This is a genomic window from Pseudalkalibacillus sp. JSM 102089 (assembly GCF_041366475.1).
In the GTDB taxonomy this organism is placed as follows: domain Bacteria; phylum Bacillota; class Bacilli; order Bacillales; family Guptibacillaceae; genus Guptibacillus; species Guptibacillus hwajinpoensis_B.
This window is the reverse complement of sequence record NZ_JBEWYW010000001.1, coordinates 461,297-476,722: the sequence shown is the minus strand read 5'-3', so window position 1 is coordinate 476,722 and position 15,426 is coordinate 461,297. Positions and strand designations below refer to the sequence as shown.

Genomic DNA, 15,426 nt, shown 5'->3' with positions numbered 1-15,426 from the left:
GAGGAAGATGGGAAAGATCGTACAGCTTGATGATCAGCTTTCAAACAAAATAGCTGCCGGTGAAGTGGTGGAAAGACCGGCCTCTGTTGTGAAGGAACTAGTGGAGAATGCAATTGATGCAGAAAGCAGTGAAATCACAATTGAAATTGAAGAGGGCGGTCTTTCCAAAATTCGCATCGTTGATAACGGAAGTGGAATGGATGAGGAAGATTGCAAGCTCGCTTTCTTCCGTCATGCGACGAGTAAAATCAAAAATGAACGGGACTTGTTTCAGATTGAAACGCTCGGCTTCCGCGGGGAAGCTCTTCCGAGTATTGCAGCGGTGTCTCACTTAGAGTTAAAAACCTCAACAGGAGAAGCGGCTGGAACGTATGTCAAAATTGAAGCGGGTAAAGTAGCGGAATTTAAAGCAACGGATAGTCGAAAAGGAACGGAAATGACCATCACGGGCTTATTCTACAATACACCAGCTCGCTTAAAACACATGAAAACCGTTCATACGGAGCTTGCGAATGTGGCTGACGTGATTAACCGTCAGGCAATGGCTCATCCGGATATTGCGTTTCGCTTCTTTCATAACGGGAAGAAGCTTCTGTCCACGACAGGAAATGGTGATCTGCTTCAAGTAATCGCAGCGATATATGGGTATAATACAGCACGCAAAATGCTTCCACTACAGGCAGAAACAATTGATTTTTCTGTCAGTGGCTATGCAGCGAAGCCAGAGTTAACACGTGCGTCAAGGCAGTATATCTCGCTTGTCATCAACGGGCGCTACATCAAGAACTTTACGATTACAAAAGGGATTCAGCAGGGATACCATACGCTTCTTCCGATCGGTCGTTATCCGATTGTCGTTCTTCATATTAAAATGAATCCTACGCTTATTGATGTGAACGTCCATCCATCTAAATTGGAAGCGCGCATTAGTAAGGAACAGGATCTCGCACTCGCGATTGAAAATGCGATTAAAGGCATCTTCAAGAAGATTGAACTCATCCCGGAGCAAACTCCACCGAAGCAAAAGGAGCCCGAGACTGAGCAGCCAGCATTTCATTTTCAACATGAGGTTCGTAATAAAGAGCCTGAGGAAGTGCCGATTAGACGTGAATGGACTCCTGAAAGAAAAGTGGAGCATTCGGATGAACAGACCGAATCATTTCCTCAACCTTTTAGCGTGAAGGAAGAGATTCAAGCAGAGCATTATGAGCCGAGACCAAGTGACGCTTCAACACATTCTAGAGAACCAGAAACGCGGGACGAGCTAGAGATGGCGATGGACTACGTGAAGGAAACGAACAGTGATTCACGTATTCCTCCGCTTTATCCGATTGGTCAAATGCACGGAACGTATATCCTTGCTCAGAATGAGAATGGGCTGTATATTATTGATCAGCATGCGGCACAGGAGCGTATAAAGTATGAATTTTATCGTGAGAAAGTCGGCGAGATTGATCCGGTTGTACAGGAGCTTCTCGTTCCGATTACACTAGAATACAACACATCCGAGTCGGCGATTATTGATAGTCGAATTGATGACCTTGCGAAGGTTGGCGTTTTCTTAGAATCATTTGGACCGAATAGCTATATGGTCAGCGCTCATCCCGTTTGGTTCCCCAAAGGAGCTGAACAAAATACGATTGAAGAATTGATTCAGGAGGTCGTTGATAATCGTCGGATCGACGTGAAGAAGCTGCGTGAGGAAGCGGCGATTATGATGTCGTGTAAGAAATCCATTAAAGCGAACCGTCATTTACGTGATGATGAAGTGTTCACGCTTCTTGAAACGCTTAGGCAGTCCATTGATCCGTACACGTGTCCACACGGTCGTCCGATTATCATTCATTACTCCACGTATGAGATGGAGAAGATGTTTAAGAGAGTAATGTAACGAGCACAATGAGAAAAGTATGCAGGAAAGTGCGTGAGAATCATGAATAAAGAAAAACTAGTGACCGTTCTCGGTCCGACAGCCGTAGGGAAAACAAAGACGAGCATTGAGCTTGCGAAAGTGCTCGACGGTGAAATCATTAGCGGCGACTCGATGCAAATTTACCGCGGTATGGATATCGGAACGGCGAAAGTAACAGAAGATGAAATGGAGGGCATCCCTCATTATCTCATTGATATCAAGCAGCCTACAGAAAGCTTTTCGGCAGCGGAATTTCAGAAGCTTGCAACGGAGCTTGTGACGGATATTAATCGTCGGGGGAAGGTGCCGATTATCGCTGGTGGTACAGGCCTTTACGTGAAATCCGTTACTCATCAGTATGCTTTTTCCGAAGCTAAAGAAGACTCTGAGTATCGCGAGCAGCTTGAACAGATGGCTGATAAAGAAGGACCTATCGCATTTCATGAGCGCTTAAAAGACGTTGATCCTGTTAGCTATGAAACGATTCATCCAAACAATGTGAGAAGAGTGGTTCGAGCATTAGAAGTCTATCACGTGACGGGTGAACCAGTCTCTGCTTCTAAAGATGCGTTACCAGAACAGTCTCCTTACAATCTTGTGAATGTGGGTCTTACGATGGATCGGGATGTCCTATATGAACGCATTAATCAACGTGTCGATCTGATGGTAGAAGCAGGGCTGCTTGAAGAAGCGCAACGTCTCTATGATGAAGGTGTACGGAACTGTCAATCTGTGCAGGCGATTGGTTACAAAGAAATCTATCGTTATTTGGAAGATCGCGTTTCGTTAGAAGATGCGATCATGGAGTTAAAACAGAATTCAAGAAGGTATGCGAAGCGTCAACTAACGTGGTTTCGTCACCAAATGGCGATGGACTGGTACGATATGACAGAACACCGCGAAGAAAAAATTCAAGAAATCTTGAAAGTTGTTGCAGGAAAGTTAGCAGATAGCTAGAAATGTAGTTAGGGAATGCCTTTAGAGAAAAAGAGGAGGACTGACAATGAAGCAGCAAATTAACATCCAGGATCAATTTCTAAACCAATTAAGAAAAGACAACGTTTTTGTAACGGTGTACCTGCTTAACGGATTCCAGCTGAAAGGGACGATCAAAGGATTTGATAATTTTACGATTATCCTTGAGTCCGATGGCAAGCAACAATTGATTTACAAACATGCGATTTCTACTTTCGCTCCACAGCGATCAGTTGAAATAAATTTTGAATCTGACAAGTAAACACAAAGGCCCTCGTTCTGATTGATGCAGGATGGGGGACTTTTTCATATTTAAAGGCTCTGTTAATTGAGCTAACAGAGCCTTTCGTTAAGATGAGATTTGCTTTTTCTCGATATAATCGAAGTACCGCTTCAGTGTTAGATCTGCCTTTAACCCAAACTGCATGCGAAGCTGATCAACTGAAAGATCATTTTCAATAGCTTTAATGACGCACGTTCGTCGCATATGCTGTGCGGATACGCCTTTTCGAAGTCCGGCTCTCTGTACTTCAAGGCGAATCATTTTCTGAACGGCGATTTCCGTTAACCGTTTAGGACGGTCGACTTCATAACTCCAGCGGTACGTTTGTCGCTGAAAGTCAAATGAGACGAAGAGCGGATCATCGCTATGAAGCCTCGGTCTCACAGGCGCTGGAATCGTGTGATAGTAATCGAATAAAATTTTCTTATGCTCCGGAGTAAGGTGGACCGTTCTTTTTCCTGAAGCGGAAGTGACACCGAGTTCATTTTGCTCAAAAGAGATGTCTTTCATCGATAGCGCGCATAGCTCTTGAAGCGTGAGGCCATAGTTTAGAAAGAGGCGTGCGATGATTAAGTTTCGGTCGATCAGAAATTCACGTGCTCTAAGCTGATTGTCCGTTAAATCAGTGAGAGATACAATCGTATCAAGGAGCTTTTGTGATTCTTCCTCCTGAAGAAAGTCGGTCTCGATATAGCCTGCGTCACCATTTGTTGGCAGGACGACTTCTTTCATAGGATTGGTCTTAGTTCGATTTAATGACATATAATAGCGATATACTTGATTCAATACAGTCATGATTCTTTTTAACGTTCGTTCGGAATAGTGGCGTTCCAGATGCAGGTAGCGAATGTATTCCTGTAGCTGTTCCGTCGTCAGATTGCGAAAGTTTTCGAAATCTACCTTGCGATGGATGGTGCGATACCAGATGGTGAAATCGACAAGGTCATAGCGATAGCGCTTTAGCGTAGACGCCTTGCGTCCCTTCCGTTCGAGTGACTGAAGATACTCTTCCAAGAAGTCTGGAAGTGGCTGGTTGAAAAGCTCCATTCGATAATCACCTCTCATTTTGTTCCATTATAACAAAATCTTTGAACATTCTGTTTTACAAAGGGTTACATGTTTTTGGGATTATTGGAAATACTATTGATAACCAAATCGAAAAGGAGCGGTTAGACATGGCCTTTTTTTCAAAACAGCAGCAAGAGCCTATTCCAGAAGTAGATACAGACGTCTGGTCTTGTTCGGGTGGAGATTGTGCTGGCTGGATGCGAGCTGATTACTCGTTCTCTGATACACCAGCATGTCCGTTATGTGGCGCTGAAATGATGAGTGAAGTACGAAACCTCCCAGAAATCAAATGATAATGGAGGCAACACATGAATAAAATTGTCGAGAAAATCATGGATAAAGCAGAGCAGATTGTTAGTGTGACGAAAGCGGCAGGAAAAGGAAAACACGTTGCTCCCATGCAGCGCTTTTATGAAGTCTTTACTGATCTTCCGGAAGTGCAGAAGAAGGAGATCACTTATTTACGAAGTCGTTTTGTTTTATATACGCTAAGTGAAGGCGATATATTCATGAAGATGCTCGAACGCTCAGATCGCCACGTGCTTGAAATCGATGTCGTCGAGAGCGGTGAAGTCCTTACACACTACAGGTCCTATGACGCGAAGAAGGGCGAACCGAAAATTAATATTCCTGAATCCTTTGTTGAACGGATCGGGAATAGTTAAACACTCGAAAAGAGTGTTTTTCTTTTGGGCGTTTGTCACGGATTTGGGCTCAGTGCGTATACTATCGTGTGAGATTAAAGCGAGGTGAGCATCGTGCAGCAATCCGTAACGCAGCGTAAAGGTCAAATTAATATCGTCCTCCGTCAAACGGAAGTTCTTCAGGAGACGGCGGATGCCGCGCTTAGTGAAGCAACGAAAAAGCATATGCCGCTTGAACGGATTCAACAGGAGATGGAACAGTTAATCGGGTTAAAGGAAATGAAGTATTTATTAAAAGAAGTCTACGCGTGGCTCTATGTAAACAAGTGTAGAGAGGAAAACGGGTTAAAACAAAATACGCAGGCCCTTCACATGATGTTCAAAGGAAACCCGGGGACTGGGAAAACAACGGTTGCCCGCCTGTTAGGAACGCTTTTCCTTGAGATGAACGTTCTTTCAAAGGGGCACCTGATCGAAGTCGAGCGAGCGGATCTTGTCGGAGAATATATTGGCCATACCGCTCAAAAAACGAGAGAGCTTGTCAAGAAAGCAAAAGGCGGCATTCTTTTTATTGATGAAGCGTATTCGCTTGCCCGTGGGGGCGAAAAGGACTTTGGAAAAGAAGCCATTGATACGCTTGTGAAGGCAATGGAAGATCATCATAAAGATTTTATCCTCATTCTTGCTGGCTATTCAGATGAAATGGAGCACTTCCTTTCGCTAAACCCAGGGCTTCCGTCTCGTTTTCCACTTGTGATTGATTTTCCAGATTATTCAAATGAACAACTTCTTGAGATCGCAAAGAAGATGGCGGCAGAAAGACAGTATCGGTTCTCAAGAGAGACAGAGTGGAAATTAAAGCAGAGCTTTATCAAAAAGCGTGAGCGGGAAACAAATGCGTTTAGCAACGGTCGGTTTGTTCGAAATATCATTGAAAAAGCGATTCGAAAACAGGCGGTTCGTTTGCTACAAGCAGACGTCATTGATCGATCGGCACTTGAGCTTCTTTTACCAGAAGACATCCCTATAGAAGATTAAATGCGCATCTGGTATGATGAGAACAGACTGATTGATAAAGGCAGGGAACGTACATTTGAATAAAGAAAGAATTGAAGCAGCTGAACCAGCGATTCTAATCGGGATTCAGCTTCCAAACCAAACAGATGAACAGTTTGCATATACGATGGATGAACTGGCGGCACTAACTAAAACCGCAGGCGGTGTCGTGGAAGGCACGCTCTCACAAAAGCGGGAGCGCATTCATTCGGCGACCTTTATAGGGAAAGGGAAAGTCGAGGAGCTAGCTTCCCTAATTGAAGAAAAAGAAGCAACCATCGTTATTTTCAATAGTGAGCTCTCACCAAGTCAGCTTCGGAATTTATCAGAAGCGTTGGATGCACGTGTGATTGATCGAACACAGCTCATCTTAGATATTTTCGCACAGCGAGCGAGATCACGAGAAGGTATGCTTCAGGTTGAGCTCGCTCAGCTTCAATACATGCTGCCGCGCCTTGCAGGACAGGGAACGTCCTTATCAAGGCTTGGAGGCGGTATCGGGACAAGAGGTCCAGGTGAAACGAAGCTTGAGACAGATCGTCGTTACATCCGGAACCGCATCACGGATCTGAAGCGTCAGCTCGACAATACAGTTAAACACCGTGATCAATACCGTGCGCGACGAAAGCGCAATGAAACGCTACAAGTGGCGCTAGTTGGATATACGAACGCAGGGAAATCGACCATTTTCAATCGCCTAACAAATGCCGATTCATATGAAGAGGACAAGCTTTTCGCAACGCTTGATCCGATGACGAGGCAGCTGAAGCTTCCGAATGGCTACAACGTCCTTCTAACAGACACGGTAGGATTTATTCAGGATCTTCCGACAACGCTTGTCGCTTCGTTTAAATCAACGCTTGAAGAAGCAACAGAAGCGGATTTGATTCTTCACGTCATTGATGCCTCGCTTCCTGACAGGGAGCGTCATGAAGAAATCGTGTTAAAGCTATTAAAGGATCTGAAAGCATCTCACATTCCAGTGCTCACCGTATTTAATAAAATTGATCGCGCCGATCCGTCTGTTCAAAGCAGCGTCAATGAGCAAATTCTCATCTCAGCCCTAAAGCAAACTGATTTGAAGCGATTAAACGACCGTTTGCAAAGCGAAGTATTAAAGCAAATGGAATACTTCTCGATTTCGATTAACGCCGATCAAGGTGACAAGCTAGCTTACTTGCAGCGAAACACCGTTTTAATCGAACGAGAGTGGGATGAAGAGAAAGATCATTACAGATGTAAGGGATATGCCCCAGCCCATTTATACGAACGAATCATTAACGAGTGGAACAACGATTAGGAGTAGAAGACTATGTTTATGAATTTTACACATCAAGAAGAACTAAAATCGCTATCACAGAAAGCGGAAGAGAAAATCCAGCCAGCATTAAAAGAAATCGATGAGCGCGTTGAAGCGAACCAGTACCGCGTTCTCGAGGCCTTTCACAAAAATCGCATTAGCGACTTTCATTTTACTCCATCTACAGGCTACGGCTATGACGATGATGGCAGAGATACGCTTGAAAAGCTTTATGCCGATGTTTTCGGAGGAGAAGCCGGGCTCGTTCGCCCGCAAATCGTCTCTGGTACGCATGCGATTTCAACTGCCTTATTTGGCGTACTGCGTCCAAACGATGAGCTTCTCTATATAACAGGTGCACCGTACGATACGTTAGAAGAAATCGTTGGTACTCGTGGAGTAGGTAATGGTTCATTGAAGGACTTTCACATTGGCTATCAAGCGATTCCTTTATTGGATGAAGCAGTGGATTTTGAAGCTGTTCGAAATGCGATCACAGCCCAAACAAAAATGATTGGCATTCAGCGTTCGAAAGGCTATGCGAACCGTCCATCGTTTACGATCTCTGAAATCGAAGAGATGATTGGTTTTGTAAAATCAATCAAGGAAGACGTCATCGTTTTCGTTGATAACTGCTACGGCGAGTTTGTGGAAGAGCAGGAGCCTTGTCACATTGGGGCAGATCTCATTGCAGGATCATTAATTAAAAACCCTGGCGCAGGTATCGTCAAAACTGGTGGTTACCTTGTAGGGAGAGAAGACTTGATAGAGCTTTGCGGCTATCGCTTAACGTCCCCTGGGATCGGACGAGAAGTTGGCGCTTCGCTTTATTCTCTACAAGAAATGTACCAGGGGATATTCCTTGCTCCGCACACGGTTGGGCAAGCGGTAAAAGGCGCTGTGTATAGCTCAGCCCTACTTGAAGAAGCTGGATTTAATACAACGCCACACTGGAACAGCAAGCGAACGGACCTCATTCAATCGGTTCAGTTTGATGATAGAGAGCGAATGATCGCATTTTGTCAGGCGATTCAGGCGGCTTCTCCGGTGAATGCGCACGTTCGTCCGGAACCCGCTTATATGCCAGGGTATGAGGATGACGTGATTATGGCAGCGGGTACGTTTATTCAAGGGGCTAGTCTTGAATTGTCAGCTGACGGACCACTCAGAGCTCCGTACGTTGCGTACGTTCAAGGTGGGCTCACCTTTGAACATGTGAAAATTAGCGTGCTTCGTGCCGTAGATGATTTATTGAATAAAGGTTTGATTACTGTCTCATAGGTTATTTAGGTAGGGATTTATTCCCTGCCTTTTTTTGTTCTAAAAAGCATGTGAGATTACCTCACGCACTTTAACACGATAACGTGAATGTTCGTGTATGATGAGTGTAAGTGAAGAAGGGAGTGGCAATTTCGAATGTTAATGCGATTCTGAATTTTTGAATTGCTTCGAAATGTACTCATTTGACGAGTCGAGCATAAGGAAAGCACACATAAACTCGTACAGGTATTCTAGCGGATTCACTAAAATCTTTTTATTTCTTAAGGAGGATTCATTTTACATGTCGAACAAATTTACAGCAGACGATATTAAGAAAATGGCGCAGGACGAGAACGTTAAGTTCATTCGCTTGCAGTTTACTGACCTACTAGGAATTATTAAGAACGTTGAAATTCCGGTTGATCAGCTTGAGAAAGCTCTTGATAATAAAATGATGTTTGACGGTTCTTCAATCGAAGGCTTTGTACGTATTGAAGAGTCTGATATGTATCTTTACCCGGATCTAGATTCATGGGTAGTCTTCCCATGGTCATCTGAAAAAGGAAGAGTAGCTCGTCTTATTTGTGACATCTACAGCCCGGATGGTACGCCATTCGAAGGGGATCCTCGTTCAGTTCTAAAACGCGTTCTAAAAGAAATGGAAGAGCTTGGTTTCTCTGACTTCAACATTGGACCAGAGCCAGAATTCTTCCTATTCAAAATGGACGAAAACGGTGAACCAACGCTTGAACTAAACGACAAAGGCGGATACTTCGACCTAGCGCCAACAGACCTTGGTGAAAACTGCCGTCGTGATATCGTTCTTGAGCTTGAAGACATGGGCTTTGAAATCGAAGCATCTCACCATGAAGTAGCTCCTGGACAGCACGAAATCGACTTTAAATATGCTGATGCACTAACAACGTGTGACAACATCCAGACGTTCAAGCTAGCGGTTAAAACGATCGCTCGTCAGCACGGCCTACACGCAACGTTCATGCCGAAGCCACTATTCGGTGTTAACGGATCGGGTATGCATGCCAACATGTCCCTCTTCAAAGACGGAGTAAATGCATTCTACGAGCCGAAAGATGAGCTTGGCTTAAGCGAAACAGCACGTCAATTCATCGCTGGAACTATGAAGCACGCTGAAGCGTTCACAGCAATCACGAACCCGACGATCAACTCTTACAAGCGTCTTGTTCCTGGATACGAAGCTCCTTGCTACGTAGCATGGTCTCTTCGTAACCGTAGCCCGCTTATCCGTGTTCCTGCTTCCCGCGGAATCAGCACCCGTATCGAAGTACGTAGCGTAGATCCATCTGCGAACCCGTACCTTGCAATGGCAGCACTACTTGCAGCTGGACTTGACGGCATCAAGAACAAAATGACGCCACCAGCTCCAACAGAGCGCAACATCTACGTGATGGATAAGCAAGAACGCGTTGAAGAAGGCATCACAGACCTTCCAGCAACACTACACGATGCGCTTGAACTTCTTAAGAAAGACGAAGTGATGATGAAAGCACTAGGCGAGCACGCAGCCGAGCACTTCATCGAAGCAAAAGAGATCGAATGGGATATGTTCCGTACGCAAGTACACCCTTGGGAACGTGAGCAGTATATGACGACTTATTAAGATATAAGAATGACCCCTCGACACGGTTGTGTTGAGGGGTTTTATTTTTGAGTTTTTCAGAATAGCTGCGAAGGTTTTCGTAATTCATACTAGAATATAAGAACTGAATAGTAATTGAAATATATTTAAAGCAGCATACCCCATCAAAATTGAATAGGAAATGCCGCTTTTTTATAATGATCATATTTTTATTAGAAGAGTGTATGAGTAGTCTGTATCATAAGAACAGTACTATTGATGACAGATGCAATAGAAGTTTGCTTGTTTTAATCTCAAGAAATGAACTAAATTACTATTCTTGATGCAATCTCTCCTCTAACTAGCTCATAAGTCCGATACCCACCATCAAGATTAACCGCCTCAAACCCATTCTCTCGAAGAATACGCGTTGCAATATACCCCCGTAACCCAACCTGACAGTGCACATAAATCGTCTTATCCTGCGGCAGTTCATGAAGCTTACTCCGTAATTCGTCAACTGGAAGATTAATAGCTCCTTTTATAAAACCATTCTTAAATTCTCGATGGCTTCGCACATCAATAAGTGTACCGCCGTTTTCCACGATCGCATCAATCTCATGCCACTGAACGGTTTCCATCATCCCTTCAACGATGTTACTTGCTACATATCCCGCCATATTCACTGGATCTTTCGCTGAAGAATAGGGAGGAGCGTAGGCTAATTCTAAGTCAGGGAGGTCGAGAACGGTTAAGCCGCCCTTAATCGCGGTGGCGATCACATCGATTCGCTTATCTACGCCATCCTTACCAACTGCTTGAGCACCGAAGATCTTTCCGGTTTCTTTGTCGAAAATCAGCTTCAATGCAATAGGGGAGGCGTCTGGATAATATCCGGCGTGTGAACCTGGATGAACGTGCACGACTTCATAAGCAATGCCAAGGCTTTTTAAGGTTTTTTCATTATTACCAGTCGTAGCAACAGCATAGTCAAACACCTTGGCAATGGATGTACCGAGTGTCCCTTTATACGGCGTTTTTTTGCCGTAAATGTTATCAGCAACGAGTCGTCCCTGTCTGTTTGCTGGCCATGCTAGAGGAATCATGGTTGGTTGCTTGTTAATGTAACATGTTACTTCAATGGCATCACCAATCGCATAAATGGAAGAATCGCTCGTTTGGAGGTATTCGTCTACTTGAATGCCACCTCGTGTGCCTACAGATAACCCGGCATGGACAGCGAGTTCATTTTCAGGGCGGACGCCGATTGACAAAATAATCAGGTCCGTAGCGATTTCTTTTCCGCTTATGCTGAGCACTTTCGTTCCATTGCTTTCGAACGCCTTTACTCCGTCATTTAAAATCAAATTAATGCCTTTATTCCTAAGATGCTTGTGAACGATCGCGGCCATTTCATAGTCGAGCGGTGCCATAATTTGATTTGCCATTTCAATCAGTGTGACGTTCATGCCGAGGTCCCTCAAGTTTTCAGCCATTTCAACACCGATAAAGCCACCGCCTATAACAACAGCTTTTGATGGTTTCTCTTCATCAACATATGATTTGATCCGATCGGTATCAGGAATATTTCGAAGAGTAAAGAGTGCCTTTGCTTCATTGAGCCCAGGGATCGGTGGCACAATCGGACGTGCTCCTGGTGAAAGAATTAGTTGATCATACGTTTCCTCGTAAGTTTGACCGGATTTTAAATCGTGCACAAAGATGGATTTTTTTGCACGATCAATTCGTGTAACTTCGCTCAATGTACGAATATCAAAGTTATATCTTGCTGTCATGCCTTCTGGTGTTTGGACGAGTAGTTTCTTGCGGTCTTCAATCGTTCCACCTATATAGTAAGGGAGCCCACAGTTGGCGTAAGAAATATACTCACCTTTATCAAACATAACAATTTCTGCGGTTTCATCTAATCTCCTCAAACGAGCTGCCGCTGTTGAGCCACCAGCTACGCCACCAACAATTACAATTTTCTTACTCATACGATCGTCTCCTTTTTAATTACCTATAGGGGTATTTGACTCTTTTATTATATTTCATTATTGTGGGGAAAAATGTGATGGTTCTCACATTTAATTGAATAATGACACATCTAGTAACACTGAAAATGCTTTTTGTAAAAGTTATCATTCAGGCTTAATCACAGTGAAACCTCATGATCGAACTTTTCTGTTAGACTAGGTGAATCGGCTCGAAGAAGTGTGACAATCACACGGCATATAGGTTGCTAGTAGTTACATATCTTTAATTTTTATTTATCTATCAAGTTGCTAAACTTCAGCTAGAATCGGTAGGAGGAATTTACATGAATAAATCTAGATTAACCGCACGAAAATATATTGCTTCATCTACTTTGGTGGCCGCGATGGTCTTTTCTCCGGTCTTAAGTGAAGGGGCATTTGCTAAGGTCGACTCAAATGACGTGAAGCAAAGTGATTCAGTTAGTTCATCATCACTTAACGTTCTGAGCGGGGATCGTGGCGAGGCTGTTACGGCACTACAAACAGAACTGGAATCTCTCGGTTATTATTCATATAACTTGGATGGTATTTATGGTCAGATTACAGAAGACGCCGTTGAAGAATTTCAAGAAGACGAGGGACTTACTGTAGACGGTATAGCTGGACCTGAGGTTATGGGTGCGCTATCCTCAAGTGAATCCGAAGCGACTGAAACGTCAGATGACGCTCCTACTGAATCCGTTTCCGAATCCGAAGTGGTTTCCATTGCGGAAAGCTTAATTGGAACGCCATATGTATGGGGCGGCACGACACCAGACGGGTTTGACAGCAGTGGCTTCATCCAATATGTGTTTAACGAAGCTGGAGTCGACATATCACGAACGGAACGTGATATGTGGAAATATGACGGGACAGAAGTAGATTCTCCAGCAATCGGAGATGTTGTCTTTTTTGAAGGGACTTATGATGTAGAAGGAGCTTCACATAGCGGAATCTATATCGGCGACAATAAAATCATCCATGCTGGTAGCGGCGGTGTAGAAGTCACTGATCTTAGCTACGACTTTTGGCAAGACCATTATTTAGGCGTTAAATCATTCAAATAACCATCATATAAGGCCAGCGTGATTTATAAATAATCGCGTGGCTACTTCAAGAGGGATGCTAATCATTTCATAAGATGATTAGCATCTTTTTTTGCAGTTCATTGAGCGCTGCATGAAATCTTCTCATTTATTTACAATCGTCATCTGTATGGATATCATAGATATTGAGAAAAGATATCTTGTGTAATGAAAGTGAGATTCAATCATGTCAAAACATCACGCACTACAAAACATCTATCAAAGAAAGTTAGCGGTAAGCGTTGCTTATATTGTGTTGGTGTCCCTTCTTACGTCAATGCTATTTTATCCGGAAATGTCATACTTCCATGGTGTGAACCATCTATTCTTTGAAATATTTTTAGCTATCTACATTTATGGCATTTGGGCTTCTTTGTTAAGTGACGTCTTAGCCTCGATTCTATCGGATCGAACTAGATTACGAGAGGTGTATGGATCAGCGTTCTTTCATATCGGGGCTGGAGCACTCTTTGGCCTTGGGACCATGGCTATCGCTGTTTCGTTTTTCTTATTGGATCGCTTTTTCATGAAATACATAAAAGTAAATTGGACGATCCCTTTCATATGTTTTGGAATTCTAGTTCTCATTTTTATTCTAAACTTGAATAACTATTTTCCGTCTTAGTTAAAAGATCAGTAGAATAATCATAAACAACTATGGAGGTTAGTTATGGATTACATACAGCACCTACGTTCTATGGTAGGTCACGAGAAAGTCATTATGGTCGTAGCGGGGGCGATGGTTTTTGATGATGAGAATCGATTGCTGTTACAGCTTTGCACTGATAGCGAGTCATGGGGACTGCCAGGTGGGTTTATGGATTTGAATGAATCGGTTCAGGAAACGGCAAGACGAGAAGTATTTGAAGAGGCGGGACTTGTGTTGAAAGGCATGTCGCTGTTCGGGATCTATTCTGGCCCCGATAAAGAAAAAACGTTTGGTAATGGCGATCAGGTGTCACCGGTTCAAATTCTTTTCCGCTGTCATGATTTTGAAGGTAAGCTACGAGGAAGTGACGAGTCGTTGGAGACAGCATTCTTTTCACTAGCTGATCTTCCGGAAAACCTCTTCAGTGAGCACAGACTTATGATTAATGATCTTGTAAGTGGTAAGGAGCAGCCTATCATTGGGTAATAGAAATGATTCAAGTAAGGCAACATATTAGAGGTTAAATGTGAGATAGTAAGAGAGATTCGCCGTCTTTTCATTATTTGATATAGTGATCTTCCAACAAATCACTTCAACGAGTATATAGGAGGGAATTCAATGCCAAAGCGGAAAGTATCCGTATACATCGCAACTAGCGTTGACGGCTACGTTGCAACAGAAGATGACTCACTCGACTGGCTTTTTAAAGTTGATCCAGAAGGTGACGCGGGTTATGGGGAGTTCATGAAAGATGTTGACACACTCATCATGGGGCGACGTACATATGACTGGATAATGGAACAAGAGAACGGGGTTAACCCGTATGAGGGAAAAGCTTCCTATGTGTATACGACTCAATCACGAGAAAACACAGACGATGTTACATTTACATCGGAAGACCCTTCTTCATTATTGAGTAGATTAAATGAGCAGGGTGGAGAGACAGTATGGCTGATCGGTGGCAGTGTATTGGTTCATGAATTTCTTGAGAAGAATTTGATTGATGAATTCATTATCTCGCTTGCACCAGCGTTAATTGGAAAAGGAATTCCATTATTTCAACACAGTGAGATCAAGCATGACCTGGAGTTAACCGATGTGCGCCAGTATGGTCAGTTTGCACAGCTTCATTACTTAGTGAAAAAAGGATAATGTAAGATATTGAAAAAGCCGTTCAATCAAATTGTCCAAAAATCGTTTGGGCACATTGATGAACCGCTTTTTTTATGCGATTTTGATAAGAAAATGCTTGAAGGACGCAGTTTATTGGTAAAAATATGGTATTGTTTAATAGTAGATGAATGGGATTATGAAAGTGATTCCAAAAAAGTTATTGGAGGGTTTTTTTGTATTTACTATTATCGATCTTTTTAGCCTCTATTTTTAGGGTTCATTTTGATGATGACTGGGCCACTAGTAGGTGGAATTGTAGCGTTTGGCATCGTTGCTGGTTGCCTTTTTCGTGGACTGTATCTCCTCCATGACATCCATCACAGAGTTTCTAAGATTACCCCAGAAAGAGATAAAGTAAAAGAAGCTTATCAAAAGTACCTAAATGAGCGTGAAAGCTCTTCCTCTTGAA

At 43.3% G+C, this 15,426-nt stretch carries 16 protein-coding genes; 14 read left to right on the top strand and 2 right to left on the bottom strand.

Features of this window, described 5'->3' with window-relative positions:
• Positions 1–7 precede the first annotated feature (7 nt).
• From mutL to hfq, 3 genes are read left to right on the top strand one after another with little or no spacing between them, the layout of a single operon-like run.
• Positions 8–1,891, top strand: coding sequence for a DNA mismatch repair endonuclease MutL (gene mutL / locus ABVF21_RS02380; RefSeq protein ID WP_283152213.1), 1,884 nt, complete (start codon positions 8–10; stop codon positions 1,889–1,891).
• A gap of 42 nt (positions 1,892–1,933) precedes the next feature.
• Positions 1,934–2,869: a tRNA (adenosine(37)-N6)-dimethylallyltransferase MiaA gene (gene miaA, locus ABVF21_RS02375; RefSeq protein ID WP_371017426.1), complete on the top strand. Its 936-nt coding sequence runs from the start codon at positions 1,934–1,936 to the stop codon at positions 2,867–2,869.
• Between the two features lie 46 nt (positions 2,870–2,915).
• Positions 2,916–3,149, top strand: a complete 234-nt coding sequence (gene hfq, locus ABVF21_RS02370; protein ID WP_048309744.1) for an RNA chaperone Hfq — start codon at positions 2,916–2,918, stop codon at positions 3,147–3,149.
• 87 nt (positions 3,150–3,236) lie between these two features.
• Here the strand turns inward: hfq and ABVF21_RS02365 are convergent, their stop codons facing one another.
• A complete protein-coding gene (locus ABVF21_RS02365; protein WP_303531345.1) occupies positions 3,237–4,217 on the bottom strand; it encodes a tyrosine-type recombinase/integrase in 981 nt (326 codons plus the stop codon).
• Positions 4,218–4,345: 128 nt separating this feature from the next.
• Here ABVF21_RS02365 and ABVF21_RS02360 point away from each other — a divergent pair, with 128 nt between their 5' ends.
• The 6 genes from ABVF21_RS02360 (at position 4,346) to glnA (ending at position 10,137) form a co-directional block, all read left to right on the top strand.
• The gene (locus ABVF21_RS02360; RefSeq protein ID WP_048309742.1) at positions 4,346–4,531 is read left to right on the top strand and encodes a cold-shock protein; all 186 of its coding nucleotides are present in this window, start codon (positions 4,346–4,348) and stop codon (positions 4,529–4,531) included.
• Positions 4,532–4,546: 15 nt separating this feature from the next.
• Positions 4,547–4,903 (top strand): hypothetical protein, encoded by a 357-nt coding sequence (locus ABVF21_RS02355; protein WP_371017425.1) that lies wholly within the window; start codon positions 4,547–4,549, stop codon positions 4,901–4,903.
• Positions 4,904–4,993: 90 nt separating this feature from the next.
• On the top strand, positions 4,994–5,920 hold the full coding sequence (spoVK, locus tag ABVF21_RS02350) for a stage V sporulation protein K (protein ID WP_242057429.1): 927 nt from the start codon (positions 4,994–4,996) through the stop codon (positions 5,918–5,920).
• 55 nt (positions 5,921–5,975) lie between these two features.
• The gene (hflX, locus tag ABVF21_RS02345) at positions 5,976–7,238 is read left to right on the top strand and encodes a GTPase HflX (protein ID WP_371017424.1); all 1,263 of its coding nucleotides are present in this window, start codon (positions 5,976–5,978) and stop codon (positions 7,236–7,238) included.
• Between the two features lie 12 nt (positions 7,239–7,250).
• Positions 7,251–8,519 (top strand): aminotransferase class I/II-fold pyridoxal phosphate-dependent enzyme, encoded by a 1,269-nt coding sequence (locus tag ABVF21_RS02340; protein ID WP_371017423.1) that lies wholly within the window; start codon positions 7,251–7,253, stop codon positions 8,517–8,519.
• Positions 8,520–8,799: 280 nt separating this feature from the next.
• Positions 8,800–10,137, top strand: coding sequence for a type I glutamate--ammonia ligase (glnA, locus tag ABVF21_RS02335; protein ID WP_194221477.1), 1,338 nt, complete (start codon positions 8,800–8,802; stop codon positions 10,135–10,137).
• Positions 10,138–10,421: 284 nt separating this feature from the next.
• Here the strand turns inward: glnA and ABVF21_RS02330 are convergent, their stop codons facing one another.
• Positions 10,422–12,092 carry a CoA-disulfide reductase gene (locus tag ABVF21_RS02330; protein WP_371017422.1) on the bottom strand — a complete coding sequence of 557 codons (1,671 nt, stop codon included), beginning with the start codon at positions 12,090–12,092 and terminating at the stop codon, positions 10,422–10,424.
• Positions 12,093–12,415: 323 nt separating this feature from the next.
• Between ABVF21_RS02330 and ABVF21_RS02325 the strand changes: the two genes are divergently transcribed.
• The 5 genes from ABVF21_RS02325 (at position 12,416) to ABVF21_RS02305 (ending at position 15,425) form a co-directional block, all read left to right on the top strand.
• Positions 12,416–13,177, top strand: a complete 762-nt coding sequence (locus ABVF21_RS02325) for a C40 family peptidase (protein WP_371017421.1) — start codon at positions 12,416–12,418, stop codon at positions 13,175–13,177.
• 205 nt (positions 13,178–13,382) lie between these two features.
• Complete coding sequence (locus ABVF21_RS02320; RefSeq protein WP_371017420.1) at positions 13,383–13,820, top strand: hypothetical protein; 438 nt, start codon at positions 13,383–13,385, stop codon at positions 13,818–13,820.
• Positions 13,821–13,865: 45 nt separating this feature from the next.
• A complete protein-coding gene (locus ABVF21_RS02315) occupies positions 13,866–14,330 on the top strand; it encodes an NUDIX hydrolase (protein WP_371017419.1) in 465 nt (154 codons plus the stop codon).
• A 132-nt stretch (positions 14,331–14,462) separates the two neighbouring features.
• On the top strand, positions 14,463–14,996 hold the full coding sequence (locus tag ABVF21_RS02310) for a dihydrofolate reductase family protein (RefSeq protein ID WP_194221482.1): 534 nt from the start codon (positions 14,463–14,465) through the stop codon (positions 14,994–14,996).
• A gap of 246 nt (positions 14,997–15,242) precedes the next feature.
• A complete protein-coding gene (locus ABVF21_RS02305) occupies positions 15,243–15,425 on the top strand; it encodes a hypothetical protein (protein ID WP_371017418.1) in 183 nt (60 codons plus the stop codon).
• Position 15,426 lies beyond the last annotated feature (1 nt).